Annotated in this window: 17 protein-coding genes and 1 tRNA gene; 8 read left to right on the top strand and 10 right to left on the bottom strand. The window is 74.9% G+C overall.

What is annotated here, in order from left to right; genetic code table 11:
• Nucleotides 1–65 precede the first annotated feature (65 nt).
• Nucleotides 66–138 (bottom strand) — tRNA-Arg (locus tag ACGH52_RS13865).
• 330 nt (nucleotides 139–468) lie between these two features.
• Here ACGH52_RS13865 and ACGH52_RS13860 point away from each other — a divergent pair.
• The 4 genes from ACGH52_RS13860 to ACGH52_RS13845 all read left to right on the top strand — a co-directional run bounded on the left by ACGH52_RS13860 (nucleotide 469) and on the right by ACGH52_RS13845 (nucleotide 6910).
• A complete protein-coding gene (locus ACGH52_RS13860) occupies nucleotides 469–2076 on the top strand; it encodes a dynamin family protein (protein ID WP_121702006.1) in 1608 nt (535 codons plus the stop codon).
• 3 nt (nucleotides 2077–2079) lie between these two features.
• Nucleotides 2080–4518 carry a GTPase gene (locus tag ACGH52_RS13855; RefSeq protein WP_399939419.1) on the top strand — a complete coding sequence of 813 codons (2439 nt, stop codon included), beginning with the start codon at nucleotides 2080–2082 and terminating at the stop codon, nucleotides 4516–4518.
• Nucleotides 4519–4699: 181 nt separating this feature from the next.
• Complete coding sequence (locus tag ACGH52_RS13850) at nucleotides 4700–5215, top strand: single-stranded DNA-binding protein (RefSeq protein WP_399946751.1); 516 nt, start codon at nucleotides 4700–4702, stop codon at nucleotides 5213–5215.
• Between the two features lie 279 nt (nucleotides 5216–5494).
• Entirely contained in the window at nucleotides 5495–6910 is a 1416-nt protein-coding gene (locus ACGH52_RS13845; RefSeq protein WP_399939415.1) for a Cys-Gln thioester bond-forming surface protein, read from the top strand.
• Here the strand turns inward: ACGH52_RS13845 and ACGH52_RS13840 are convergent.
• Nucleotides 6861–7376: an HAD domain-containing protein gene (locus tag ACGH52_RS13840; RefSeq protein ID WP_121701267.1), complete on the bottom strand. Its 516-nt coding sequence runs from the start codon at nucleotides 7374–7376 to the stop codon at nucleotides 6861–6863. The two genes, ACGH52_RS13845 and ACGH52_RS13840, sit on opposite strands and share 50 nt — an antisense overlap.
• Nucleotides 7377–7511: 135 nt before the next feature.
• Between ACGH52_RS13840 and ettA the strand changes: the two genes are divergently transcribed.
• The 3 genes from ettA to ACGH52_RS13825 are packed head-to-tail and all read left to right on the top strand — an operon-like array spanning nucleotide 7512 to nucleotide 10287.
• The gene (ettA, locus tag ACGH52_RS13835) at nucleotides 7512–9176 is read left to right on the top strand and encodes an energy-dependent translational throttle protein EttA (RefSeq protein WP_076974368.1); all 1665 of its coding nucleotides are present in this window, start codon (nucleotides 7512–7514) and stop codon (nucleotides 9174–9176) included.
• A gap of 2 nt (nucleotides 9177–9178) precedes the next feature.
• Nucleotides 9179–9589 carry a thioesterase family protein gene (locus ACGH52_RS13830; protein WP_059302402.1) on the top strand — a complete coding sequence of 137 codons (411 nt, stop codon included), beginning with the start codon at nucleotides 9179–9181 and terminating at the stop codon, nucleotides 9587–9589.
• Nucleotides 9586–10287, top strand: coding sequence for a hypothetical protein (locus ACGH52_RS13825; RefSeq protein ID WP_399939410.1), 702 nt, complete (start codon nucleotides 9586–9588; stop codon nucleotides 10285–10287). The genes ACGH52_RS13830 and ACGH52_RS13825 overlap by 4 nt, the downstream gene beginning before the upstream one ends.
• Before the next feature lie 89 nt (nucleotides 10288–10376).
• On the opposite strand, the gene ACGH52_RS13820 is transcribed toward ACGH52_RS13825, so the two are convergent.
• From ACGH52_RS13820 to ACGH52_RS13805, 4 genes are all read right to left on the bottom strand, one after another.
• Nucleotides 10377–11336, bottom strand: coding sequence for an ABC transporter ATP-binding protein (locus tag ACGH52_RS13820; protein WP_076974366.1), 960 nt, complete (start codon nucleotides 11334–11336; stop codon nucleotides 10377–10379).
• 74 nt (nucleotides 11337–11410) lie between these two features.
• The gene (locus tag ACGH52_RS13815; RefSeq protein ID WP_399939407.1) at nucleotides 11411–14134 is read right to left on the bottom strand and encodes an FtsX-like permease family protein; all 2724 of its coding nucleotides are present in this window, start codon (nucleotides 14132–14134) and stop codon (nucleotides 11411–11413) included.
• A gap of 172 nt (nucleotides 14135–14306) precedes the next feature.
• Nucleotides 14307–17600: an FtsX-like permease family protein gene (locus ACGH52_RS13810; RefSeq protein WP_399946748.1), complete on the bottom strand. Its 3294-nt coding sequence runs from the start codon at nucleotides 17598–17600 to the stop codon at nucleotides 14307–14309.
• 198 nt (nucleotides 17601–17798) lie between these two features.
• Nucleotides 17799–18212, bottom strand: coding sequence for a globin (locus ACGH52_RS13805; RefSeq protein ID WP_059302397.1), 414 nt, complete (start codon nucleotides 18210–18212; stop codon nucleotides 17799–17801).
• An 86-nt stretch (nucleotides 18213–18298) separates the two neighbouring features.
• Between ACGH52_RS13805 and ACGH52_RS13800 the strand changes: the two genes are divergently transcribed.
• On the top strand, nucleotides 18299–19273 hold the full coding sequence (locus ACGH52_RS13800; RefSeq protein WP_210975397.1) for a methyltransferase domain-containing protein: 975 nt from the start codon (nucleotides 18299–18301) through the stop codon (nucleotides 19271–19273).
• An 18-nt stretch (nucleotides 19274–19291) separates the two neighbouring features.
• Here ACGH52_RS13800 and ACGH52_RS13795 read toward each other — a convergent pair whose 3' ends face one another.
• From ACGH52_RS13795 to ACGH52_RS13780, 4 genes are all read right to left on the bottom strand, one after another.
• Entirely contained in the window at nucleotides 19292–20896 is a 1605-nt protein-coding gene (locus ACGH52_RS13795) for an FHA domain-containing protein (RefSeq protein WP_399939403.1), read from the bottom strand.
• A gap of 46 nt (nucleotides 20897–20942) precedes the next feature.
• Nucleotides 20943–22289 carry a VWA domain-containing protein gene (locus ACGH52_RS13790; protein ID WP_059302422.1) on the bottom strand — a complete coding sequence of 449 codons (1347 nt, stop codon included), beginning with the start codon at nucleotides 22287–22289 and terminating at the stop codon, nucleotides 20943–20945.
• A 114-nt stretch (nucleotides 22290–22403) separates the two neighbouring features.
• Nucleotides 22404–23786, bottom strand: coding sequence for a PP2C family serine/threonine-protein phosphatase (locus tag ACGH52_RS13785; RefSeq protein ID WP_210975399.1), 1383 nt, complete (start codon nucleotides 23784–23786; stop codon nucleotides 22404–22406).
• A gap of 3 nt (nucleotides 23787–23789) precedes the next feature.
• On the bottom strand, nucleotides 23790–26507 hold the full coding sequence (locus tag ACGH52_RS13780; protein ID WP_399939398.1) for a tetratricopeptide repeat protein: 2718 nt from the start codon (nucleotides 26505–26507) through the stop codon (nucleotides 23790–23792).
• Nucleotides 26508–26526 lie beyond the last annotated feature (19 nt).

The raw sequence follows: 26526 nt of genomic DNA, 5'->3' as shown, positions 1-26526 counted from the left end.
CCTCTCGCCGAACGGGAAATGGCGTCGGCACCGGCGAAGGTGCCCTCCCGGAGGAGGGAGCCCGGCGCCCCCGGCAGGACTCGAACCTGCGGCCAAGCGCTTAGAAGGCGCCTGCTCTATCCACTGAGCTACGGGGGCCTGATGTGGCGGCCTCGGTCCTGGCGCCCTGGCGTGGGCCGTTCCGTGGCGTCGCCGGGGACAAGGATAGGGCTCCCCGCTCCATGTCCCGGACGCTTCCCCTCCGTGGCTCGATGTGGAGGTTCGGTGAAGCGATCCCGATAATCGCAGGCAGTTACGAATCGTGCATCGCTTTTGGCGTCTCGCGCACCGGGTGTTGTCCACTCGTTATGCCTGAACTGTCCTCGCGCCCCAGTAGTCCCTTCCGTCCGGAGTGTCCGGTCGGGGCGCAGACATGCTCATCATGCTCATATGCTTCAGAATTCCCTCAAAATTGGGCATTCTTCACATGTGGTGACCTTGGACGTACGGCCTCAGCTGCTCGACGCACTCTCCGCCCTGCGCGACCGTGTCGCGGCCGCACGCTTCCCGCTGCCCCTGCCGGGGGCCCCACGCGCGCGTGCCAACCGCGACGAACTGCTCGCGCAGCTCGACGACTACCTGGTGCCCCGCCTGAAGGAGCCGGAAGCGCCCTTGCTGGCCGTGGTGGGCGGGTCCACCGGCGCCGGGAAGTCGACCCTGGTGAACTCCCTGGTGGGCCGCCGGGTCAGCGAGGCGGGCGTGCTGCGGCCCACGACCCGCACGCCGGTCCTGGTGTGCCACCCGGAGGACCACCACTGGTTCAGCGGCATGCGGGTGCTGCCCGACCTCACGCGCGTGTGGGTGCCCCACCGGGACCCCGACGACGACCTGCTGCTGCCCGGCGAGAACCCCGCGCGCGTGCTGCGGGTCGAGACCGCCGACACCCTGCCGCCCGGCATCGCCCTCCTCGACGCGCCCGACGTCGACTCCCTCGTCGCCGACAACCGCGTCCTGGCGGCCGAACTGATCTGCGCCGCCGACATCTGGGTGATGGTCACCACGGCCGCGCGGTACGCCGACGCGGTGCCCTGGCACCTGCTGCGCACCGCCAAGGAGTACGACGCCACCCTCGTCACCGTGCTCGACCGGGTGCCCCACCAGGTGGTGTCCGAGGTGTCGCGGCAGTACGGGGCGCTGCTCACCAAGGCCGGACTGGGCGACGTTCCCCGCTTCACGGTCCCCGAGCTGCCCGAGTCGGCCTGGGGCGGCGGCCTGCTGCCCGCCAGCGCCGTGGCGCCCCTGCGGTCCTGGCTCGTCCACCGGGCGCAGGAACTGGAGGCCCGGCACCACGCCATGGCCCGCACGGCGCACGGCATCCTGGACTCGCTCAAGTCCCGGATGCCCGAACTGGCCGGGGCCACCGCCGCACAGTACGCCGCCGCGCTGCGGCTCACCGCCGCCGTCGACGGCGCCTACGACGGCGAGCACGCGCGCGTACGGGGGCGGTTGCAGGCGGGCGCCGTGCTCGCCGGGGACGCGCTCAAGCGCTGGCGGGCCTTCCCCCTCGACTGCTCCCCGGAAGAGCTCCTCGACTCGCTGGTGGAGAGCCTGAGCGCCCTGCTGCTGTGCGCCGTCACGGCCGCCGACGAACGCGTCGACGAGGCCTGGCGGCACGAACCGGCCGCGGACGCCCCCGAACTCGCCGGCCACGCCCCCGCACCGGAGAGCGCCGAGCACCGCATCGGGATGGCCGTACGGCGCTGGCGGCGCGAACTGGAGGAGTACGCCGAGGACGAGGTGCGCGAGCTGGACCGGAACCTGGCACCGGACCCCGGGGTGGTGGCCGGTCTGGTCGCCACCGTGCTGCTGGGCGGGCGGCGCGCGCGCGTCGCCGGGGAGCGGCTCGCCGAGCGGATCGGCGCCCACGGCGCGCTGCGGCTGCGCGACCGGGGCGGACGGCTGCTCGAGGAACACGTCGACCGGGTCATGCACGTCGAGCGGGAGCGCAGGCTGGCGCCGCTCGACGGTCTCGAGGTGCACCCCGAGCCACAGGCAGAGCTGATCGCCGCGCTGTCCGTACTGCAGAAGGAGAGGTGACCGGTGACCGCCGTCACTGACCAGGACCCCACCGAGCACACCGAGCACACCGACCCCGCGACGAAGGAGGCGGAGCGCGCGGACCGGGCGGCCGATACGTCGGGCTCCCGGGAGGACCGGGAGGACCGAGGCGTCCTGGGCGACCGAGGCGACCGAGGCGACCGGGCTGTCCGGGAGAGGCGTGACGGCCGGGAGCAGCGAGACGGCCGGGACGACCGGGCTGCACGGGAGCAGCGAGATCGACGGGAGGAAGGAGACGGCCGGGACCGGCGGGACGATCGGGACCGCAGGGACGGCCAGAGCCGTCGGGGCGGCCGGGACGAGCGACAGAGCCGGGACGAGCGACACAGCCGGGACGACCGGGACCGGGACCACCTGGACCACCGGGACCGAGAGCACCGGGACGACCGGGGCCCGCGCGACGGCCGAGGCGGGTCGGACAGCCGGGGCCGGGAGGACGCTGCCGGGCAGGCAGCCGTCCGCGAGCGTGCCGCCCGTGAGCGCGCCCCGCGCGAGGACGCGGCGGGGGAGGCGGGCGAGGACGGGAACGCGGGGCGCGGGAGGCGTTCGCGGGAACGCGGCAGCGAGCGCTCGGACGGCTCTCACGCGCGCGTGCGGGACGAGGCCCCCGGGGCGCACCCCCGCGCGGACCGTACCGAGGACTCGACCGGCGGGCCGGGCGGGCCGGGTGGCGCGGGTGGCGCGGGAGGTTCCGGGGACGGGGAGGCCGCCTGGGGCGACGGGCTGATCGCACGGCGGGTGGACGAGAACGGCGGGGCCGAGCAGTTCGCCGTCCTGCCGAGCAGGCCCCCCGCGACCTCGGCCGCCCTGATGCCGCTCGCCTACGACGGGAACCTCAGGTCGCGCCTGGACGCCCTGCGCGAACTGGTGGGACTCTCCCGGACCCGGCTCGACAGCGGCACCCTGGCCGAGGCGGGCCGGGTCCTGGACGAGGCCGCCGCGCGGCGCAGGCTCTCCGGACAGCACACCGTCGTCGCCATCGCGGGCGCGACCGGCAGCGGCAAGTCGCAGCTGTTCAACACCCTCGCCGGGGTGACCATCTCCGAGACCGGCGTCCGCCGGCCGACCACCGCCGCACCCATCGCGTGCAGTTGGAGCGACGGCGCCGCCAGCCTCCTCGACCGGCTCGGCATCCCGGGCCGCCTGCGCCGCCGTCCGCTCCAGCACCCGGACTCCGAGTCGCCGCTGCGCGGGCTGGTCCTGATCGACCTGCCCGACCACGACTCGGCGGCCGTACAGCACCGCGAGCAGGTGGACCGCATCCTGGCCCTGGTCGACGCCGTCATCTGGGTCGTCGACCCGGAGAAGTACGCCGACGCCCTGATCCACGAGCGCTATCTGCGGCCGATGGCGGGCCACGCCGAGGTCACCTTCGTCGTCCTCAACCAGGTCGACCGGCTGCCCGGGGAGGCCGCCGAGCAGGTCCTCGACGACCTGCGGCGCCTGCTCGACGAGGACGGCATCGCGCTGGGCGAGCACGGCGAACCGGGCGCGACCGTGCTCTCCCTGTCCGCGCTCACCGGTGAGGGGGTCGGCGAACTGCGCGAGACACTCGGCCAGTTCGTCGCCCAACGGCAGGCTCCGGCCCGCCGCATCGCGGCCGATGTGGACGCCGCCGCCCGGCACCTGCGTCCCCTGTACGTCACGGGGCGGCGCACCGGGCTCAGCGAGGAGGCGCGGGAGGAGTTCGCGGACCGGCTGGCCGACGCGGTGGGCGCCACCGCGGCGGGCGAGGCGGCCGAACGCGCCTGGCTGCGCAACGCCAACCGCGCGTGCGGGACTCCCTGGCTGCGGCTGTGGCGCTGGTACCACGACCGGCGCGATCCCGTGACGGGACGGCTGTCCACGCGCTCCCAGGCGGACGAGGAGGCCACGGCCCGTCAGCGCGTCGAACAGGCGGTGCGTACGGTCTCGGACCGGGCATCGGCCGGACTGCCGGCGCCGTGGGCGCTGGCGATGCGTGAGGCGGCCGTCCGCGGCGCCCAGGGGCTGCCCGAGGCCCTCGACGAGCTGGTGGTGCGCGCGGGGCTGCCGCCGGGACGCCCGCCGCGGCCCGGATGGTGGCCGGTGGCCGTCCTCGCCCAGGCGACCATGACCCTGCTCCAGGTGGTGGGCGGCCTGTGGCTGCTGGGCCAGATCATCGGCATCGTGCCGCCGAACCTGGGAGTGCCCGTGCTGCTGATGCTGGCCGGCATCGTCGGCGGTCCGCTCATCGAGTGGAGCTGCCGTCTGGCGGCTCGCGGACCCGCCAAGCGCTACGGCCACGAGGCGGAACGCCTGTTGCGGGAGGCGGCCGCGGGGTGCGGCCGGGCCAGGGTGCTGGATCCGCTGGCGGCGGAACTGCTGCGCTACCGCGAGGTGCGGGAACAGTACGCGCGGGTCACAGGGGCGGGGACGGGGGTGGGGGCCGCGGCGAGGTAGCGGCGCCCGTCCACGGCCGCCACCCGTGCGGGTGGTGGAGTTCTCCACAGGCGCCGGGCCGGTCCACAGCCCGCGGCGGACCGGCCCGAACGCGGGCAATCTGGCCTCCACGGCGATCGCGACGGACGCGGTCGCCCCGGCCGCCGTACGGGACAGGCCCGTGCGGGAGGGAGGACTCGCGATGAACGAGACGATGATCTGCGCGGTGGGGAACGTGGCCACCCAGCCGGTCTTCCGGCACCTGGCGAACGGACCGTCGCTGCGCTTCCGGCTCGCGGTCACCGCGCGCTACTGGGACCGCGAGAAGAGCGCCTGGACGGACGGACACACCAACTTCTTCACGGTGTGGGCCAACCGGCAGCTCGCCGCCAACGCCTCGGGATCACTGGCGGTGGGCGACCCCGTCGTCGTGCAGGGCAGGCTCAAGGTGCGCACCGATGTGCGCGAGGGGCAGAGCAGGACCTCGGCCGACATCGACGCGGTGGCGATCGGTCACGATCTCGCCCGCGGCACGGCAGCCTTCCGGCGCACCGGCAGGGCGGAGGCATCGACCTCCCCGCCCCAGCCGGAACCCAACTGGGAGATGGCTGCCGCGGGACCGACCGGGGCACCGGCCGGGGAGCCGACGGGGGAGTCGGCGGAGCAGCCGACCGCTCCGGCCCCCGAACAGCGACCGGAGCCCGTCCCGGTGGGATGACACCGATGACACCGACGCCGACGGGCCCCTCCCAAACCGCCCGAAGTGCGGCTTGTCCCCGCATGCGCCCGGGGCGGACCCAGGTGGATTTGTCGATAAGCCCTGCTCAAAGGTGCTCTCGGCGATAACGATTCCGATTCGGATCACCGCGCGGGCGACGATCACCGGCAAGCCCGGTCCGTCACGTCCTTAGGATGCCGAACGAGCCTTGTGTGGCTGCTGATTCTGCTGGTGGGACCGTTCCCCCCACGCCAACGGGTCCTGCTCGAAGGGGAATTTGTGTTTTCTTCGCTCGCTGCGCCGTTCCTGCCCGGTCGAGGGGCGGCGCGTCTGGCCGCCGGAGCGCTGGCGTCCGCGCTCGCCGTCGCCGGTGCGGTGACCGCCGCGGCACCGGCCGCCGCCCAGGACGGCGCGCGGGACGGCGTACGGGGACAGGGCGGGGCGACGGCCACGATAGGCGGCCTGAAGACGCACGGCACCGCGGTCATCCACGGGGAGGACGGCGACCAGCAGGTGTCGGCCGGCCTGTTCGAGATGTCCGTCGAGGGCGGCGGCATGCTGCAGACGTACTGCGTCGACATCCAGAACCCGACGCAGAAGGACGCGAAGTACCAGGAGACTCCCTGGAGCGGGACGTCGCTGGGCACCAACAAGGACGCCGGCCGCGTCCGCTGGATCCTGGGGCACTCCTACCCGCAGGTCAACGACCTGGCCGCGCTCGCGAAGAAGGCGGGCGTCCGGGGCGGGCTCACCGAGGAGGACGCGGCGGCCGGTACCCAGGTCGCCATCTGGCGGTACTCGGACGACACGGACGTCGAGGCCGTCGACCCGCAGGCCGAGCGGCTCGCCGACTACCTGGAGAAGAACGCCCGCGACCTGGCCGAGCCCGCGGCGTCCCTCGCCCTCGACCCGCCGGCCGTCTCGGGCCGCCCCGGCGAGCGGCTCGGCCCGGTGACGGTCCACACCAACGCGGGCGGCGCGACGGTGACGCCCCCGGTGGACGCCACCGCCAAGGACGCCGTACGGATCGTCGACAAGAAGGGCGAGCCGGTCACCGAGGTCACCGACGGCACCCAGATCTTCTTCGACGTGCCCGAGGACGCGGAGGCCGGCACCGCCCGGCTGTCCGTCCAGGCGTCGACGACCGTGCCGGTCGGCCGCGCCTTCGCCTCCGAGAGCCGCAGCCAGACGCAGATCCTGGCCGGTTCCAGCGAGTCGACGGTCACGGCGACGGCGACCGCCACCTGGGCCGCCGAGGGTGCGATACCCGCCCTGTCCGCCGAGAAGAACTGCGCCGAGGGCACCCTCGACATCACCGCGCTCAACAAGGGCGACGAGCCCTTCACCTTCGAACTCCTGGACACCGAGTACACCGTCGCGCCGGGCGCGACCCGGACGGTGCCGGTCCCGCTGCCGGAGGACCGCGCCTACGACTTCACGATCCGCGGCCCGGCCGGTTTCGCACAGCGCTTCAACGGCGTCCTCGACTGCCGCACCCAGAGCGCCGCCCTGGCCGACACCACCCACACCCTCAGCGAACCGGCCCCCGCCCCGGTCGTCACCCCCTCCCCCAACCCCAACCTCGCCGAAACCGGCAGCTCCGACGCGACCCCCCTGATCGGCGGCGCGGCCATCGGCCTCGTGGTCATCGGCGGCGCGGTCCTCCTCTTCGTCCGCCGAAGGAACGAGCAGTAACGGCGAGCAGGGCGAAGTCGGCGTCCGTGAGGCCCTCGACCGGGTCGACGCGGTGGAGCAGGTACGGGCCGGGGTGAGCGGCCGCCACCCACTGGCGGTCCATGGCGCCGATCTCGTCGTCGACCCAGACGAAGGGACGGCCATCGGCCCACTCGACCAGGGGACGGGTCTTCCAGTGCAGCCCCCGCGGGCCTCCCTCCGCGCAGGCGTCCGGCCGGTCCAGTACGGGCAGTCTGGGGAGGCCGATGCGCGGGGCGACGGCCTCGTTCGCCTCTTCCCCCCACGTCGTCGCCCAGACAAGATCACAGCCCAGGGCCGACAGGCGCGCCCCGACCCCGGGGTCCAGCCGGGCCAGCAGCGGATTCCCCTCGTCGACGGGGCGAGCGGCGCCGACCGGTGATCCGAACGGGATCAGCGGGCCGTCGATGTCGAGGAAGAGGAGCGGACGCCCCGTCGCGCTGGTCACGGCGGCACGGTAGCGCAGCGCACGAAACCCCCAGGTCAGAGAGGTCGCGTCAAACGGGTTTCCGCCCAGGGGTGGCGGTGCGGCAAGATGGGGTGTATCTGCCCACTGCCTGATCAAGCTGCCGGACGGTTTCTCTTGGCTGAGTACATTTACACCATGCGCAAGGCGCGCAAGGCGCACGGCGACAAGGTGATCCTTGATGACGTCACCCTGAGCTTCCTGCCCGGCGCGAAGATCGGTGTGGTCGGACCGAACGGTGCCGGTAAGTCGACCGTTCTGAAGATCATGGCGGGGCTGGAGCAGCCCTCGAACGGGGACGCCTTCCTGTCCCCGGGTTACACCGTCGGCATCCTGCTGCAGGAGCCCCCGCTCAACGACGAGAAGACCGTCCTGGAGAACGTCCAGGAGGGTGTCGCCGAGGTCAAGGGCAAGCTCGACCGGTTCAACGAGATCGCCGAGCAGATGGCGACCGACTACTCGGACGCGCTCCTCGAGGAGATGGGCAAGCTCCAGGAGGAGCTGGACCACGCCAACGCCTGGGACCTCGACGCCCAGCTGGAGCAGGCCATGGACGCGCTGGGCTGCCCGCCCGGCGACTGGCCGGTCGTGAACCTCTCCGGTGGTGAGAAGCGTCGCGTGGCGCTGTGCAAGCTGCTGCTGGAGGCGCCCGACCTGCTGCTGCTCGACGAGCCGACGAACCACCTCGACGCCGAGTCCGTCAACTGGCTGGAGCAGCACCTCGCCAAGTACGAGGGCACCGTCGTGGCCGTGACCCACGACCGGTACTTCCTGGACAACGTCGCCGGCTGGATCTGCGAGGTCGACCGCGGCCGCCTGCACGGCTACGAGGGCAACTACTCCAAGTACCTGGAGACCAAGGCCACCCGCCTCAAGGTCGAGGGCCAGAAGGACGCCAAGCGGCAGAAGCGCCTCAAGGACGAGCTGGAGTGGGTGCGCTCCAACGCCAAGGGGCGGCAGGCCAAGTCCAAGGCCCGCCTGGCGCGGTACGAGGAGATGGCCGCCGAGGCCGACAAGATGCGGAAGCTGGACTTCGAGGAGATCCAGATCCCGCCGGGCCCCCGGCTCGGCAACGTCGTCGTCGAGGTGAACAACCTCAGCAAGGCCTTCGGCGAGAAGGTGCTGATCGACGACCTGTCCTTCACGCTGCCCCGCAACGGGATCGTCGGGGTCATCGGCCCCAACGGCGCCGGTAAGACGACCCTGTTCAAGATGATCCAGGGGCTTGAGGAGCCGGACTCCGGCGAGATCAAGGTCGGCGACACCGTCAAGATCTCCTACGTCGACCAGAGCCGCGAGCACATCGACCCGAAGAAGACGCTGTGGGCCGTCGTCTCCGACGAACTGGACTACATCAACGTCGGTCAGGTGGAGATGCCGTCGCGCGCGTACGTCTCCGCCTTCGGGTTCAAGGGGCCGGACCAGCAGAAGGCGGCCGGAGTCCTCTCCGGCGGTGAGCGCAACCGGCTGAACCTCGCGCTCACCCTCAAGCAGGGCGGCAACCTGCTGCTCCTCGACGAGCCGACCAACGACCTCGACGTCGAGACCCTGAGCAGCCTGGAGAACGCTCTGCTCGAGTTCCCCGGGTGCGCCGTGGTCGTCTCCCACGACCGGTGGTTCCTGGACCGGGTGGCCACCCACATCCTCGCCTACGAGGGCGAGTCCAAGTGGTTCTGGTTCGAGGGCAACTTCGAGTCCTACGAGAAGAACAAGGTCGAGCGGCTGGGTGCGGACGCCGCCCGTCCGCACCGCGCCACCTACAAGAAGCTGACCCGGGGCTGATCTTGCGGCACATCTACCGCTGCCCACTGCGCTGGGCGGACATGGACGCGTACGGCCACGTCAACAACGTGGTCTTCCTCCGCTACCTGGAGGAGGCCCGTATCGACTTCCTGTTCCGCCCGGACAAGGACTTCAAGCAGGGGTCGGTGGTGGCCCGCCATGAGATCGACTACAAGCGGCAGCTCGTCCACCGGCACCACCCGGTCGACGTCGAGCTGTGGGTCACGGAGATCCGGGCGGCCTCGTTCACCCTCACCTACGAGGTCAAGGACGGGGACGAGGTCTACGTCCGCGCCTCCACGGTGATCGTGCCGTTCGACTTCGAGGCGCAGCGGCCCCGCCGGATCACCGCGGAGGAACGGGAGTTCCTCCAGGAGTACACGGACGCCAAGGAGGAGGCCGTCGCCGCATGACGGTCCTCCACCTGGCCGACGAGGGGGAGGCCGCGGATCTCGCGGCCTTCCTCTCCCGGCTGCTCCACTACGACCGTTCGGCCGCGGTGCGCCTCCAGGCGGCCGGCACCGCCCTGGCCGTCTTCGGGCGGCCGCCCTCCTTCGAGGTGCTGGCCGTGCGCGCGGTACGGCTGGCCAAGCCGTACGAGAACGGGCTCGACGACACGCTCGACGTGACCGTCTCCGCCGGTGAGCTGCTGGAGACCGTGGACGAGCAGACGGCCACATCCGGCGTGCCGGACGCGGTGACCGGGCCGCCCTGGGCCGGGGTGCTGCCCCCGCGCGGGGGCTGGCGGACCGAGGCGGGGCTGCCCGCCCCGGATGCCCTGCGCGCGCTGGTCGCCGCGGCGGTGGCGGAGTTCCGGGCACGTACCGAGGAGCTGGCGGCCGAGGACCGTACGCGGGCCGAACTCGACCGGATCGGGCGGGACATCTGGTCCCGGACGGTCGGGGAGACCGGGCTGCCGGTACGGGCCGTGCACGCGGCCCAGTCCCTCGGGTTCCTGCGGCCCTCCGGAGCGTCGGGGTCCGGCGCGGGCGGGGGCGAGGGCGCGCCGACGCTGTTCTCCTCCGGCGCGTGGCTGCGGCTGCGCACGCCCTTCGGGTCCGTCGCGCTGCGGCGGGCGGGGACCGGGGCCCTGGGCATCAGCGTGCGCTGAAGCCGTCCGGACCCACGGCCCGTCCGGACCCCACGGCCCGTCCGGACCCCACGGCCCGTCCGGACCCCACGGCCCGTCCGGACCGCCGCTCAGTGCTGGGCCTCGCTGTCGTCCGGGCGTACGGCGATGTGGTCCGACTCCAGTTCCAGGGCGACGCGGTCGCGCATGCCGAGGGCGGCGGTGTAGTCGGCGGGCAGCTGGAGCCGCCCGGCGCGGTCGAGCATGGCGTACTCGCGGGCCACCACCGTCTCGTGGCCGGTCTCGGCGTCCACCTCGCTGCGGCGCAGCACCTCCGTGGAGGTGCGGCCGTCGCGGATGGCGACGGTGCGGCGGACCTCACCGGCCACCGCCTGGTCGTGGGTGACGATGACGACCGTGGTGCCCAACTGCTCGTTCGCCGTGCGGAACGCGGCGAAGATCTGTTCCGCGGTGTGGGAGTCCAGCTCACCCGTCGGCTCGTCCGCGAGCAGCACCGACGGGTCGCACGCGAGGGCCACGGCGATGGCGACCCGCTGCTGCTGCCCGCCGGACAGCTGCTGCGGGCGCCGGTCGCGGCAGTCCGCGATGCCCATCAGGTCCAGCAGCTCCAGCGCGCGCTCGGTGCGCGCCGCCCGGCGTCCGCCGGTGCCGGCCAGCTGCATGGGCAGGGCCACGTTCTGCGCGGCCGTCAGGTACGGCATCAGGTTCCGAGAGGTCTGCTGCCACACGAAACCGACCACCGTGCGGCGGTAGGCCAGGCGGTCCTTGGCCGTCATCGCGAGCAGGTCGCGCCCCGCGACCCGGGCAGCTCCGGCGGTCGGCGTGTCCAGCCCGGCCAGGATGTTCATCAGCGTGGACTTGCCGCTGCCCGAGGCGCCGACCAGCGCCATCAGCTCGCCCTCCCGCACCAGCAGGTCGAGCCCCTGCAGGGCCTGCACCTCCACGCCGTCCGCGCTGAAGATCCGGACCAGGCGGTCGCAGGTGATCAGGGCGTCGTGGCCGTACGCGGGCCGGTCCCGGGACGCCGTGGCGCGGTCGGCCAGGTCCGCGAGGGTGGGGTTGGTCGTCATCGGGTCTCCTCCGTGTCTGCGTCCGCGGTCCGCCGTGTCTCCGTCCGCGGTCCGCCGTCCGTCCGGTCGCCCCGTCACCGCGCGTCACCCGCCCGGAGTTCCGCCACCGCGCCGCGGCGGCCCGACCACCAGGCCTGGAGCGCCGCCACCCCCACCGTCAGGACCAGCACCGCCACCGCCGGGACGGCCAGCGACCACGGGTCGGCGCTCAGTTCCGCGCGCCCCGCGGGGGATGTCGGCGCCGACACCGCGATGGTCGTCAGGTCGATGCCGGGGGAGAGCAGCCGGACGGCCGCCCAGCCGGTCAGGACGCCGCCCAGTGCCGCGGGCAGGGCCTGCGGGAGCGACTCCAGGACGAGCAGGCGGCGGCCCTGGGCGCGGGTGAGGCCCATGGTGCGCAGCCGGGCGAGGAGGGCGGTGCGTTCGGGGGCGGTGCTCGCGAGGGACAGCAGCAGGGCCAGGGCGGCGTAACCGGCGGCGGAGGTCACGGCGGCCGTGTAGAGGTGCTCCGCACCGGACTGCAGCGGCGAGTCCACGTACGTGCCGCGTTCCTCGGACCGCAGCTGGACGGTGCCGGCGCCGTCCGTCGCCCGGCGTACCGCGCCCGCGTCCAGGTCGTCGCCGGTCAGCAGCAGTACGTTCGGCCGGACCGCCCCGGTCGGCAGCCCGGCCCGGTCCACGACGAGGAAGTCGTCGCCGGACACGGCCGGGGTGCGGTCGCGGACCAGCGCGATCCGCAGCGTGGCCGTGCTGCCGTCGGCCAGGCGCACCCGGAAGGAGTCGCCGCCGAACCGTTCGGCGACCGCGGGCGAGGCCAGGGCGGGCAGCACGGCGTCCTCGGCACCGCCCGCGGCTCCGTCCGGCCGTCTCAGCTCGCCCGCGGGGAACGCGCCGAGGTCCGTCCGCCCGGCCAGCGCCGCGTAGTCGCCCGGGTCCACCGTCGCGAGCGGCAGCGACTGGCGGCCGTCGTTCGCCCTGGCCCGGTAGTCGAGGCCGACCTCGGTGACCTCCCGCACCCCGGGCGTCTTTCCGAGGCGGCCGGGCAGCCCGGCGGGCAGCGCGGACTCCGCCTCCACCCGGCCGTCGGCGCCGACGGAGAGCAGCGCCGCCCGGTCGCGGGCGTCGGCCACGCCGCTGAGGACCGAGCCGCCGAACGCCGCCACGGTGAACGCGGTCAGCAGCGCGAGCAGCGGCAGTACGGCGGAGGCGGAGCCGCGGGCGGCCCGGGCCAGCGCGAGCGGTCCGACGGCGCCCCGCAGCCGCCGGGCCGGGCGGGCCAGTGCGCGCAGCGGCAGCGGATACAGGCGCACCAGCACCAGCGCGGCGATCACCCCGACCAGGACCGGGGCCATCGCCACCAGGTCACCGGCGCCGTCCGTCGCCCCGCGCCGGCGCAGCAGCTCGACCGCGCCGAGCGCGAGGACCACGACGGTCAGTTCGGCGACCGTACGGCGCCGCGACGCACGCGGGGACACCGCGTCGCGGCGGCCGTCGTGGACCCCTATGGCGCGGTGCGCGGCGGCGGCCCGCAGCGGCAGCGCCAGGCAGGCCACAGCGGTGACCGCGGCGGCGGCCCACAGCGAGGGGAGCAGCCGGCCGCCGGGCAGTGCGAGCAGGGCCACGCCGCATCCGAGGGCGCCCGCGGGCACGGCCGCGGCCGCCGTCTCGGCCAGCAGCCGCCCCGCCATGCCCCGTACGGAGGCGCCGCGGGCCCGCAGCAGTGCCAGTTCGGCGCGGCGCCGGTCGGTGGCCAGGCCGCCCGCCATGAGCAGGACGACGGCGGCGACCGTGCCCGTGCCCGAGGCGGCGACGACGATCAGCGGGCCGATGTCGCCGCGGAGTTCCCCGTACGTGGTGAAGGCGGCGTCGAGTCCGGTCGTGACGTCGGTGAGGGGGCTGATCGTCGCGTGCAGCTTCTCCAGGCCGGGTCCCGACTCCAGGGAGGCCACGGCGGAGGCGAGGGGGTCGAGGTCGCGGCTGTGCAGGGCGTCCGGGTCGGGGGTCAGGTGCCAGTAGCGGACCGTGGGGGTCACGCTCAGCAGCGCGGGGGCCGCCTCGGGGGCGAGCAGCAGGCCGCCGGTCCAGTAGGCGGGGTTGGAGGCCCCCATCGGTCCCGGCGTGCGCCGCAGGGAGGGGCCGCGCAGCAGGGAGTCGACGGACCAGTAGGCACTGTCGGGCTCCTCGGGCGTGACGATGCCGGTGACGCGGACGGTGAGGTCCTGTGAGCCGGGCAGGTGGATGACGGAGCCCACCTCGATGTGCAGCGTGCGGGCCGTCTCCTCGGTCACCGCGGCCTGCACCTCGGAGGTCGAGGCGGTCGCCTCCCCGCCGGGGACCTCGGGCAGTCGGCCGGAGCGCAGCCGGGAGTGGTCGGCGAGACCGTGCGGGGCGGCGAGGAGCATTTCGGCGGGGAGGCCGTCGGGCCTGGGCAGCCACGTGTCCGGCGAGGGCAGGGTCTCGGTGGTGCGGACGCCGTAGGAGGACCGCTTCTCGTCGATGACGAGCGGACGTTCGACCGTGTCGAGGGTGGACTCGTAGAGCTCGGTGAGGCGTTCGGGCCGGACGCTCTCCTCCGTGTGGGCCACCCCTCCGTCGAGGTCGGGCTCGGCGGTCACCAGGATGCCGCTCTCGCCGACCGGGGCGTGCTCGACGGCCTGGCGCAGACCGGCGTCCGTGTACCGGTCCAGCGCCCGGGGGAAGGCGGCGGCCAGGCACGCGGTCACCGCCACCAGCAGCGCCAGCGCGACGGCGGCACCGGGCGCGGCCCGCAGCCGGGTCCGCACCCAGGGCGCGGTCACGGGGTTCACCGTCCGGTACCTCCGTCCTCGAGGGGCCCCGGGGTATCCGCGCGGCGCGGTGGTGGCGCGGGCGGAGTGGCCGTCACAGGGGTCGTTCGACGCTCCGGCAGGGCGCGGGGCCGGGTGGGCGCCCGAGGTGCGGTCGTAAGCGTCCTGAGCGCGGTCGTGGGGTTCACCGGCCGGTGCCTCCGGGGTCCTTGAGGGTCACCGTCGTGTCGGTGCGGCGCAGGGCCAGGGCCGCGGTGACCAGGAGCGGGACGACGGCCATGCCGGCCACCAGCAGGAGGATGCGGTCGCCCGGCAGGGCCACGTGGACCTCCGGCACGGGGCGGGTGGCCTGCGGGGTCAGTACGGTCAGCGGGATCACCGCCCGGGTCAGGACCGAGCCCAGGGCGGCGCCGGTCAGCAGGGCCAGGCCGGTCAGCACACCCTGCTCGGCGGCGACCGTGCGGGCCAGTCGGCGGCGCGAGGCGCCCAGGGCGCGCAGCACGGAGAACTCGGTGCCGCGCTCGCGCAGGGACCCGGCCGCGCTGACCGCGAAGCCGACCGCGGCGAGCGCCCCCGCCACCAGGGTCGCCGCGGCGAACGCCGCCCCGGGGCCGGCGCCGAACGGGTCGTCCCGCAGCCGCTCCGCGACCTCGTCGCGCACCAGCACCTGGGCCGGTGCGGTGTCCGGGAACGCCCGCAGGCCCGCCGCCGCCTCGTCGGTCCGCCCCCGCCCGGCCCGCAGCCACCACTCGGTGGGCGCGACGGCGGCGCCGTACTCGCTCTGCAACTGCTGGTTGACCGCGGGCAGGTCGACCAGCAGGGCGCCGCCGAACTGCCCCGAGGGGTTCTCGGCTCCGGTGCCCGGCAGTTCGCGCACGGAGCGGACGATCCGCACCGGGACGTCGTGGCCGCCGATCAGCACCGTGACGCGCTGCCCGGCGCGGGCGCCCGAGGAGTCGAGGAAACGGTCGGTGGCCACCCCGGTCACCTCGGCCGGCTCCGGCTGCGCGACCCGCAGCCGCACGGTCAGCGTGGTGATCTTCCAGCTGCCGACCTCCGAATGCCCGGTGTCGTACTCGACGGCGAGCGGACCGGAGCCGAGGACGCGCGGCGTGGACGGGGCGCCGCCCGGGAGGGGCGTGGCCGACGGCGGCGCAAGTTCCGACCCGGCCGTCCAGGCGTCGGGCAGCGGCACTGGGCGTACCGTCCCGTCGGCGGCCGTGGCCGTCACCTGCCGTACGGTCAGCCGGTGTTGTTCGCTCCGGCCGCCGGGCTGGACCACCGTGGACTCGACGCCGGTCAGGGTGAGCGGTCCGGCGGAGACGTCCAGGCCGAGGGTGTGCTCCCGGCCGTCGGCGGCCAGTGAACCGGCCGCCAGCCGGTACGGCGTGCCCCAGCGGTCCTCGACGGTGACCGTCACGTCCGCCGACCCGGAGTCGGCCGCGCCCGGGTCGGCGCCCTGGACGGTCAGGGTCGCCGCCAGCGCGAGCCGGGCCGTGCCCGCCGGGATGCTCGCGCCCTTCGACGGGCGAGCGGGCGCCATCCCGGACAGCAGCGCCCGCGGCGACTCGTCGGCGAGGTCCGGCCGCATCAGCATCAGGCCCGCCGCGTGCGAGGTGTCCAGCGCCAGCACCGTCGCCGTCCGGTCGCCGGACAGGGAGACCTCGGACCGGGCCGCGGGGGCGACTTGCGCCACCCCCGTGACACCCGCGACCTGGTCGGTGCGGCCCGGGCCCGGCGTGCCCGCGGCCTGCACCCGGATCGGCGCCCCCGTGCGGAAGTCGGCCTGGTCGTCCTGCGAACGGGACCACGAGGCGCCCTGCCCGATCGCCATCGTGCCCAGCGCCACGGCCAGCACCAGCAGCAGCACCGGCCCCGCCCCGCGCATCGGACGGCGGCTCAGCTGCCAGCCCGCCAGCGCCGCCGCGAGACCGCGCCCGCTCGCCGCCCGGCGCTCCGCGAGCCGTGCCACCAGCGGCAGCAGCCGCAGCGCCAGCACCGTCCCGGCCAGCAGCGCCAGCGTGGGCGTCGCCACGAACAGCGGATCGACCCCCAGACCGCCCGCGGCCGCGCCCTCGGCCCCGGCCCCGCCCTCGCCCGCCCCGGCGGCGGAGGTCTGCTGGTCCAGCTGCCAGTAGGCGATACCGGCGAGCACCAGCAGGCCCACGTCCGCGCCGGCCCGCAGCCAGCCCGGCAGCGCCCGGGACCGGCCGCCACCCGCCTCCGGCGCGAGGGTCAGCGCGGGCAGCGTCACGGCCAGCGTGCACCCGAGGGCCGCGACCGCCGCCACCAGCCACACCGTGCCGCCCCCGCCGGCCGTCGGCTCCCAGCCGAGCCCGATCCGCGCCAGCGCCCCGTGTCCGGCCAGCAGCCGGATCAGCGGCCCGGCCAGCAGCGGCGCGCAGACCAGCGCGGGCACCGCCAGCAGCAGCGCCTCCAGCGCAGACCCCGCCGCCAGCCGGCCCCGGGAGGCGCCGCGGGCCCGCAGCAGCCGCAGCTCGTCCGCCCGCTCCACGCTCAGCAGCCGCGCCACCAGCAGCAGCGCGCCGCCCGCGAGCAGCACGAGCTGCGACGCGATGACCAGGAGAGTGGAACGGGAGACCTCCAGCGAACGGTCGAGACGCTCCAGGATCGCGGGCAGTTCGGTGGTCGCCGCGGTGGTGCCGCTCAGCACCTGCTGCTCGCGCAGCCACGCCAGGCCGCCCCGGGCCGCGTCCCCGAGGTCCCGCGTCCGCCCGGTCGTCAGCGACGCGTAGTCCGCCGTCACCAGCCACCCGGACGACCCCGCGCTGACCCGGCCGCCGCTCAGCGCAGCGGGCGGGGCGAGCAGCGGCCCGTACGTCGTGAAGCCGCCCTGCTGGAGGCCGCGCCCGGACAGGTCGTCGAGGCGCCAGTACGGTGACCCGGCGTCGACCGGCCGGTACAGACCGCTCACCACGACGCGGACGGCGGGGCCGTCGAGCCGGTCGGTGAGGGTGAGCCGGTCGCCCGTACCGACCCCGATGCGCTCGGCGGCGGCCACCGGCACCGCCACCTCGACGGTGCCCTCGGCGTCCGGGCCCCCGTCCGCGACGGGCACCCGGCCCTCCTCGACGCGGACCTGCGTCGGGTCCAGCGCCGCGAAGTACGTCAGGTCGGGATCACCGGACCGCTCGGTGGGCGGACGCAGGGAGCCCGGCAGCGCGTACGGGCCCGAGCGCACCAGGGTCCGTACCGTACGCGGCAGCCCCTCGAAGGTCTTCGCGGCGCCCTCGCGCACGGTCGCGTCGGCGGCCGACCGCTGCTCGGCCGGTACGTCCGCCTTCACGATCAGCGCGGCGTCGGCCCCGGTGCGCGCGTCGGCGAGGGCGTGCCGCAGGGCCGCGTCGCCGATGGCGCCCGAGTAGGCGGTCAGGGTGGCCAGCACCGTGGTGGTGAGCAGGACGGTGAGCAGGGCCGCGGCCAGCAGCAGGCGATGCGCCCGCGCCCGCAGCAGCACGAACCCCACGAGCCCCCCGTACCCCGCCACCCGGCCCCCCGCCGCTGTTGTCCAGACCTCTCCGGGATGCTGTCAGAGGGGAAGGTCCGGAAGTAAGCGCTCGGGACGTGGACTTGACCGGATTGTGACCGGAATTCGGCGACGGCTGACCGGAATGCGCCCGTCAGTCCGCCGGGTCGCGCGAGGCCCGGACCGGGATCAGCCCGCGGTGTTGATCATCGAGGCCGCCGCGTACGTCAGGTACTTCCACAGCGTCTGCTCGTGCTCCTCGGACAGGCCCAGCTCGTCGAGCGCGACCCGCATGTGCTTCAGCCAGGCGTCGTGCGCGGCCCGGTCGACGGCGAAGGGCGCGTGCCGCATCCGCAGCCGCGGGTGGCCGCGGTTGTCGCTGTACGTCGTCGGGCCGCCCCAGTACTGCATGAGGAACAGCGCGAAACGGTCCTCGGCCGGCCCGAGGTCCTCCTCCGGGTACATCGGCCGCAGGATCGGGTCCTCGGCGACCCCCTCGTAGAAACGGTGGACGAGCCGGCGGAAGGTCTCCTCCCCGCCGACCTGCTCGTAGAAGGTCTGCTCCTGAAGCGTGCCGCGCCGAATCTCGTTCACGCCGTCCATGGTCTCAGACACGGGGGCATAGGACTCAAGACCTAGGACCGCTCCGGGACCCTGCCCGCCGCGCGCCCGGCCCGTACTGTGGAGGCATGGGCGGGTACGAGGATCTGGACAGCCTCGCCGCCTCCGCGCGGGCGGAGCTGGTGCGGGAGATCGAGCTGAGCGGTGCCTGGGCGGCCGACCCGGTGTGGCGGGAGGCGTTCCTGGCGGTCCCGCGCCACCTGTTCGTGCCGTACTACTACGTCGGCGTCCGCGGCGGCTACGAACGCCGGTGGGGCGAGGACCCCGACCCCGCCGCCCGCGAGCGCTGGGCGCGCGGCGCGTACGCCGACGCCCCGCTGGCGACCCGGCTGCGCGACGGCGAACTGCTCTCCTCCAGCAGCCAGCCCTCGCTGATGGCGATGATGCTGGTCGAGCTGGGCGTGCGGGACGGCGACCGGGTCCTGGAGATCGGCGCCGGCACCGGCTACAACGCCGCCCTGCTCGCCCATCGCCTCGGCGACGACGACCTGGTCACCACCGTCGATCTGGAGCCCGAGATCACCGAGTCCGCCCGCCGGCACCTCGAGACCGCCGGGTACCACCCGGTCGTCGTCACGGGCGACGGCGCCCGGGGCGTCCCCGAGCGCGCCCCCTACGACCGGATCCTCGCCACCTGCACCCTGTCCTCGGTGCCGCGCGCCTGGCCGGCCCAGTGCCGTCCCGGCGGCCGGATCCTGACCCCGCTGGCCACCGGCCTCGTCGTCCTCACCGTCCGCGACGCCGGGCACGCCGAGGGGCGCTTCCTGCACACCCCCGCGTACTTCGTACCGCTGCGCGGCGCGGACCGCGGCGAGCCCATGACGCCGGGGCTGGGCGGCGTACCGCGCCGGGCCCGGGAGAACGACCTGTTCCGCTTCCTGCTGGCGCTGAGCCGGGGCGGGCTCGATCCGCAGGAGGCGTACGCCCTGTGGGACCGCGAGGACGCCCCGCCCCGCGAGCGCTACGGCATCACCGTCAGCGGCGAACGGGCCTGGGCGTGGCTGGACGACCCCGAGGGCCCCTACGCCTGGCCGTTCGCCTGACGGTGCTGCCGGGTGGCGCTAGCCCCGGCGGATCGTGATCGTCGTCCAGGCGCCCACGTGCACCCGGTCGCCGTCCTGGAGCGGCACCGGCACGAAGGGCTGGATCGGCTCCTCGCCGCCGTTGACCGTCGTGCCGTTCGTCGAGTTCTGGTCGACGACCGCCCAGCCACCGTCCGGCTGCTGCACCAGCACCGCGTGCTGGTGCGAGACGCCCGGGTCCTCCGGCGGCACGGCCAGATCGATGTCCGGGGTGTCGCCGGTGGAGTGCCTCCGGCGCCCGATGGTGATCTGGTTGCCGGTGAGCGCGCGCTGCTGCTCGGGCGAGTACGCGGGCAGGTTCAGACCCGCGGCCTCGGGGCCGGAGCGCTGCATCATCGCCATGAAGTACTCGCGGTCCGGACCGATCGTCGCCGACCAGGTCGTCGGCTGCTGGGGCCGCTGCGGCTGCTGGGGCTGCTGCGGGAAACCCTGGCCGGGCGGGGGCGGGGGTGCCTGGGTGGCGCCGGGCTGCGGGTAGCCGTAGCCACCGCCCTGGGCCGGGGCCGGGCCCCGGCCGTTCGGACCGCCGGGGCCTCCCGGACCGGTGGACGACGGCGGGGAGAGCACCCAGTCGTCGTCACCGCCGCCGAAGGACGGGCCGCCCTGCTGCGGGCGGTTGGTCTCCTGCGGGAAGGCGGGCGGGGCGGGCGGACCGGACTGGAACCCCTGCGGGGCGCCACCGGGGCCGCCAGGGCCACCGGCGCCACCGGGCGGGGGCGGAACGGGCCCGGGCGGCGGCGGAACCGGACGCGACGGATCGCCCCCGAAACCGGGAGGGGCCGGGGGACCGGAGGGACCCCCCTGGCCGCCGGGACGGCCGGGCCCGTTCGGACCGCCGGGAGCGTGCGGGCTGTTGGGCCCACCGGGACCACCGGGGCCACCGAAGCCGCCACCAGGCCCACCGGGACCACCAGGACCGTTGGGCCCACCAGGCCCACCCGGGCCGCCGAAGCCGCCCGCGGGGCCACCCGGACCGCCGGGACCACCTGGGCCACCGGGCCCATTGGGACCGTAGGGACCGTTCGGGCCACCGGGGCCACCGGGGCCACCGGGGCCGCCCGCGGGACCGCCGGGTCCACCGGGGCCACCCGGACCGCCGCGGCCCGACGGGTCGGCGCCGAAGGGCGGCGGGCCCGGGGGGATCGGTTCTGCGGGACGGTTCATCTGGGACGGGCGGGAGCCCTGGTAGTCGTACGAGTCACCGCCGCCGTACGACGGACCCGCGGGCGGCTGCCCGAAGTGCGGCGCCGGGGCGGGGCCGCCGGACGCCGGCGGACGCGGGGCGGCCGGGGTGTACGAGGTGGCGGTGTTGGTCAGGAAGTTCCACCGGCACTCCTCGCAGAACGGCGCACCGCCCTCCCGCGGCGTGCGGCACTGCGGGCACAACTGCGGCTCGCCGCCGGGACCGCCGGGACCGCCGCCCGGCCCCCCGGGACCGCCCGGACCGGCGGGCGGCGGGAAGCCGTAGCCGCCGCCGGGCGGCGGTGGCGGCGGAGGGGGCGGCACGGCACCGGCCATGCGGTGACCGCAGACCTCGCACCAGTCGTCGGAACCCGACTGGTGTCCGTTCGGGCAGGTCGGCATGTCGGAGCTTCCCTCTCTTGCGGGCGTGTCGCGCGGTTGTTGTGCGTCACTTCTTTACACGAACCGTCTTGGTCGACCGGGTCTCGAGAGTCATCTCGTCGGCCTCCTCGACCTTCGCTTTCAGTCGCACAGTACCTGCCGCCGCGTCCACTACGTCCACCACCTTCGCGAGCAGTTTCGCCGTATCGGCGTTTCCGGAGGCGCCGGCGAGCTGAACCGCGCGGCCCAGTCTGGCCGTTGCTCCGTCGATGTCTCCCGCTTTGCGTAGATCCAGCCCTTGTTGGATGGCTTGTGCCAGTTCGGCCTGCCCGGTGTAGTGGGCGACTTGCGGGTTGATCGACGTGGAGGCCGTCATGTCGTCCGTCCACACGGCCCGTACGAGACCCTGTGCGCCGAGGTTCTGGACACTGCCCCCAGGCTCCGGGATGACCAGGGAGACGCGGGCGGCGAGCATCTCCTGGCCGATGCCCGCGGCCGGTACCTCCACGCAGACGTGGTAGTCACGGGACTCGTCGCCCCAGGAACCGATGGGGTAGTCGCCGGCCCGCGGGCCCGCCTCGGTGCGGCGGCCGGTCAGTTCTTCGACCGTCGGGGCGACCTGCTTGACGAACTTCACCGTGGTGCCGACCGGGGTCCACAGCCGCAGCGCCACGTCCGCGACCTCCTTGCCCATGGCCGTCTCCATCATCCGCGTGAAGTCGGCGGCCAGACCGGCCGGATCGGCGACGATGTCGGCGGTGCCGAGCAGGGCGGAGGCGATCCCTGTGACTTCTTTCACTTCCCAGTCGGTGCCCACACCACGGGCGTCGCAGGTGAAACGCCCGGCGCAGGCGTCGAGCGCGGCCCTGAGGTCCTCGGGCGACTCGTGCTCGTTGCGGCCGTCGGTGAGCAGGATGCCGTGCCGGATGGCGACGTCCGCGGTGGACAGCAGCCGGTCGGCCAGCCGCAGCCAGGTGCCGATGGCGGTGCCGCCGCCCGCGCCGAGGCTGCGCAGCGCCTGCTTGGCCTGTGCCCGGGTGGTGGCGTCGGCGACCGCGAGCCGGCCGCCGCCCGGGTAGACCTCCTTGGCCACGTGCGTGCCGCCGACCACGGCGAAGTGCACGCCGTCGCGCAGGGTGTCGATCGCGGCGGACGTGGCGTCGCGGGCGTTGCGCATCTTGGTCGGCGGGTAGTCCATCGAGCCCGAGCAGTCGACCATCAGCGCCACGGCGGCGGACGGGCCCTGACCGGGCGAGTACAGGTGGGGCGCGGCGACCGCGCTCCCGACCGTGCCGCCGCCGGTCGCGGTGACCGTGACGATGGCGTTGACCTCACGGCCGCCCTCGGGCAGGTACTCGTTCTGGTAGACGTCCACCGCGAACTGCGGCACGTTCGACTTCGAGAAATTGGCCATGCCGGATCGCATCCCCCTTTACGTCCCCACAGCGGTGGGGGTCCTGACTTGCGGGTGCGGACCGCCCCCTGCGGTCCGCGAGGCCGCCCCTCCACCCGTGTCCGTGCGGGGGCCTCAGGCCGATCCTGCCCCCTGCGGCGGGGCCGGGAACGGCAGGAGGGCCACTGTTACGTTGTCGTGGCCCCCGCCGTCCAGGGCGTGACCGACCAGGACGCGGGCGCCGTGCAGCGGCCGGGCGGCGGCGTCCAGGGGCATGGCCTCGGCCATCTCCTCGGCGGACTCCGCGTAGTTCCACAGGCCGTCCGTGCAGACCACGACCACACCGGGGCGGTCCGGCTTGAACGACGCGGTGTGCGGCTCCAGTTCGTAGGCGTCGGCGCCCAGCCAGCCGGTGATCGCGTGGGCGCGCTCGTCGGCGTAGGCCTCCGCCTCGCTCATCAGACCGGCGGCGACCATCTGCGCGGCCCACGAGTCGTCCTCGGTGAGCCGGGCGGGCGGGGTGGTGCGGTCGGCCGGCACCCAGTAGACCCGGCTGTCGCCGACCCAGCCGACGACCAGCAGACCCGCGGTGACCACGGCGCCGACCAGGGTGCAGGCGGGCGCGTTCTGGTGCGGGGCCTGCTCGCGGGCGGTGGCGGGCTCGTCGGCCAGCGCGTTGACGGCCTGCGAGGCGGCGAGGATGGCGTCGTGCATGGCCTGCTGCGGGTGCGTGCCGCGCGGCAGGGCGCCGAGCAGCGACGCGCCGGCCGCCCGGGACGCGGCGAGGGAGGCGTCGTCGGGGCGGGTCGCCGAGGACACGCCGTCGCAGACGATCGCCACGGAGGCGGGGGCGCCGTCGGGCAGCGCGGTGCAGCCCACCGCGAACGCGTCCTCGTTGCGGTGGTGGCGCAGACCGCGGTCGCTGACGGCGGCGACCGGTCCCGACTCCTGCTCCATGTGGTCGCGTTCGCGGGGCTGGGCGTGCCCGCAGTTCTCGCAGTAGCCGTCGTCGTCGACCCGGCCCGCGCGGCAGGCCACACACACCTTCTCGGCCGCGGCCGGTGCGGTGGGCGGGGCCGGTGCGGCGGGCGCGACGGGTTCGGCCGCGGCGGCCTGTTGGGCGGGCACGGCCTGTTCGGCGGTCAGCCGCGGGTCGGGCGCCTGCAACGGGTACTCGTCGGGCTCGCCCGGCCGGTCGAACCGCACACCGGGCGCGGGCGGAGGCGGCGGGGGCGGCGGCAGCAGCGGGGAGCCGCCCGAGTCCGTGCCCGGGAGTTCGGCCGCCGCGTGCACCGGGGCGGGGCGGCCGTGGCCGTCCGAGTCCCGGGCCACGGGCCAGTCCACGCCCTCCTGCGCGGGCACCGCGCCGTTGATGGCGAGTGTCGGACTGTCCTCGGGCCGCGCGGGCACGACGGACAGGTCGTATCCGCACGCACCGCAGAAGCGGTCACCCGACTCGAGGGGCTCCTCGCAGCTCGGGCACTTCGACACAGCGGCCTGCTGGGGCATCTGCGACATCAACTACACCCACGTCCGGGGGCGGTAACGATTGGCACGTTCCACCAGGTCGATCCTCTCCTCGCCGCCCCGCGCCAGCCGGGCCAGCGTGCGGTACGAACGCTCCAGGCCGAAGCGCAGCCCGCGTTCGTCCAGGCCACTGCCGAGCAGTGTCCGTCCCCCGGCGGCGGGAGGGACGGAACCCCGACCTCCGGAGAGTACCCAGTCCAGCGCGCAACCGAGGACCTCGGCCGACAGCTGCTCGCGCCGCGCCGGATCCAGACCGTACACGTCCAGCGCCTCGACCTGCCGCGCGGCGGCCACCAGATCGTCCAGGAACTCCAGGTCACCCGCCGCCGCGGTGCGCCGCCGCAGCCGCGCCCGGACGGCCGCCACGCGTGCCGCGGTGCAGTGGACGGACGTCTCCGGCACGGACTCCAACGTCCGTACGGCACCGGCCCGGTCACCGGCGGCCAGCTGCACCCGGGCGAGACCGAACGCCGCGCTGACGTGGCTCGGGTCGGAGGACCACACCAGCCGGTAGTACTCGGCGGCGTTGTCGAGCTGCCCCAGCACCTCCGCGCACAGGCCGAGCGCCAGCTTGGGCGCGATCTCGCCGGGGAAGGCGTCGTAGATCGCGTCGAAGGCCAGCGCGGCGTCCTCGTGGGCGCCGGTCACCAGGGCGGCGAGACCCCGGTACCAGACCACCCGCCAGTCGTCGGGACGCTCGCTCTCCAGGGTCTCCAGCGCCTCCAGGGCGCCGGACGCGTCGCCGCTCTCCAGCCGGGCCCTGATCTGCCGCAGCCGGGTCTCGGTCGACGGCGCCGGGGCCGCGGCCAGCGCGGTCAGCAGCTCGGCCGGCGCGGAGGCCATGAGGCCCGCCAGGAAGCCCGCGTTGGGGTCACCGGCGTCGACCCGGGGGACCGGCAGCGCCAGCGAGGCGGCGGGCGCGTCGGCGTCCTTGACCAGACCGACGGGCCCGGTGCCGAGACCGCCGACCGAGCTGACCGCACCCGGCAGCGAGGCGCTCGCGCCCCCGGACGCGGCCACCGGCGTACCCGTCCCCGTACCCGCGCCGACCGGCGGGGCGTGTGCGACGGTCCCGCCCGGCGCGCCCACGGCGGGGCCGGACCCGCCCGGCAGCGCGGGCGCGGAGCCCGCACCTCCCGGCAGGGCCGCACCGGAGCCGCCCCGGCGGCCTCTCGGACTCGGCACCCGCGCTCCCAGCCGCGACACCTCGCCGTCCAGACGCGGGAACAACTCCGTGTCCGTGACCCGGACCTCGGGCCCGAACAGGGTGGAGACGGCGGGCCTGGCGCGGCCCGTCTGGAGCGAGACCACCTCGCGCAGCACACCCGTCAGCTGCTCCGCCATCTCCTGCGCGGAGGCGAACCTGCGGGCCGGGTCCGGGTCGGTGGCCCGCACCAGCAGCCGGTAGAACGACTCGTACTGCCGGAAGACCTCGATGCTGTCCGGGTCGGGCAGCGAGTCCGCGTAGACGGTGGTGTAGCCCTGGAAGTCGAAGGACAGCACGGCGAGGGTCCGGCCGACCGTGTACAGGTCGGACGCCACCGAGGGGCCGACGTCGGCGACCTCCGGGGCCTGGTAGCCCACCGTGCCGTAGATGGCCGACTCGTCGTCGTCCATGCGGCGCACCGCGCCCATGTCTATGAGCTTGAGCTGGTCCTCGGTCTGGATGGCGTTGTCGACCTTGAAGTCGCAGTACAGCAGCTTGCGGCTGTGCAGGTGGCCGAGCGCCTCCAGCGCCTCGATGCCGTACGCGCAGGCCTGCTCGACCGGCAGCGGGTCGCGCCGGCCCTGAGGGGAGCGCCGGGCGTTGGCGATCTCCTTGAGCGACTTGCCGCCGACGTACTCCATGACGATGTAGCCGTCGAGGGAGCCGGTGCGCTGGTCGAGGTGCTCGACGAAGTTGTAGATCCGCACGATGTTGGCGTGCTCGATCTCGGCGAGGAAGCGCCGCTCGGAGATCGCCGCCGCCATCGCGTCCTGGTCGCCGGTGTCCAGCAGGCCCTTGAGGACCACCCAGCGGTCGGAGACCGCCTTGTCGACGGCGAGGTAGACCCAGCCGAGGCCGCCGTGCGCCAGGCAGCCCACCACCTCGTACTGGCCGTGCACCACGTCACCGGCCGTCAGCTTGGGCACGAACGAGTAGGGGTGGCCGCACTTGGTGCAGAAGCCCTCCGTGCGGCCCGGCCGCTCGCCGCGCGACCGCCCGACCGGCGCCCCGCAGTCCGAACGCGAGCAGAACCGCTTGCGCTCCGGCACCTCCGGGTGGTCCATCACCATCTCGCGCGGATCGGGCCGCGGCACCGCCGGTACCTCGACGAGCCCGACGCCGAGGCGCCCGCGCGCGGTGGATGCGGCACCCGAACCGGAGCTGCGCACCGACACCGAACGCCCCGTGGAGCGGCCCGACACGGCTCGCGAGAGCCGCCCCGACACGGAGCGCCGGGACTTCGAGGACTGCGAGGACGTACGGGAGCTGCGGGCGCTGGAGCGGGAGCTGCCGCCGCTGCCCGACGAACCGCGCGATCCGCGCGAGCCCTTGCCTCCGCCTCCACCCCCGCCTCCGGTGACGCCGGTCGGTGTCGAGCCCAGCGCGCCGCCCGCCGCGACGACCGGCGCGAGACCGCACGTGTCGCAGTACAGCTCGCCGCCGCCCATGTCCTCGTAGGTCCCGCCGCAGCCGGGGCGCTGACACGTCCGCCCTGCCTCACTCATGACGCTGCCTCCCCCTCGT

It is taken from the genome of Streptomyces sp. BBFR25 (assembly GCF_044590125.1).
GTDB classification, from domain to species: domain Bacteria; phylum Actinomycetota; class Actinomycetes; order Streptomycetales; family Streptomycetaceae; genus Streptomyces; species Streptomyces canus_D.
Note: the sequence above shows the minus strand (reverse complement) of the source record. Positions and strands in the feature narration are given on the sequence as shown.

What these genes read in the sequence shown, in the direction of transcription:
- ACGH52_RS13825 (WP_399939410.1), top strand. Translation starts at nt 9,586, where the DNA reads ATGACGGTCCTCCACCTGGCCGACGAGGGGGAGGCCGCGGATCTCGCG.
- ACGH52_RS13785 (WP_210975399.1), bottom strand. Translation starts at nt 23,786, where the DNA reads ATGTCGCAGATGCCCCAGCAGGCCGCTGTGTCGAAGTGCCCGAGCTGC.
- ACGH52_RS13780 (WP_399939398.1), bottom strand. Translation starts at nt 26,507, where the DNA reads ATGAGTGAGGCAGGGCGGACGTGTCAGCGCCCCGGCTGCGGCGGGACC.
- ACGH52_RS13850 (WP_399946751.1), top strand. Translation starts at nt 4,700, where the DNA reads ATGAACGAGACGATGATCTGCGCGGTGGGGAACGTGGCCACCCAGCCG.
- ACGH52_RS13790 (WP_059302422.1), bottom strand. Translation starts at nt 22,289, where the DNA reads ATGGCCAATTTCTCGAAGTCGAACGTGCCGCAGTTCGCGGTGGACGTC.
- ACGH52_RS13820 (WP_076974366.1), bottom strand. Translation starts at nt 11,336, where the DNA reads ATGACGACCAACCCCACCCTCGCGGACCTGGCCGACCGCGCCACGGCG.
- ACGH52_RS13805 (WP_059302397.1), bottom strand. Translation starts at nt 18,212, where the DNA reads ATGGACGGCGTGAACGAGATTCGGCGCGGCACGCTTCAGGAGCAGACC.
- ACGH52_RS13795 (WP_399939403.1), bottom strand. Translation starts at nt 20,896, where the DNA reads ATGCCGACCTGCCCGAACGGACACCAGTCGGGTTCCGACGACTGGTGC.
- ACGH52_RS13800 (WP_210975397.1), top strand. Translation starts at nt 18,299, where the DNA reads ATGGGCGGGTACGAGGATCTGGACAGCCTCGCCGCCTCCGCGCGGGCG.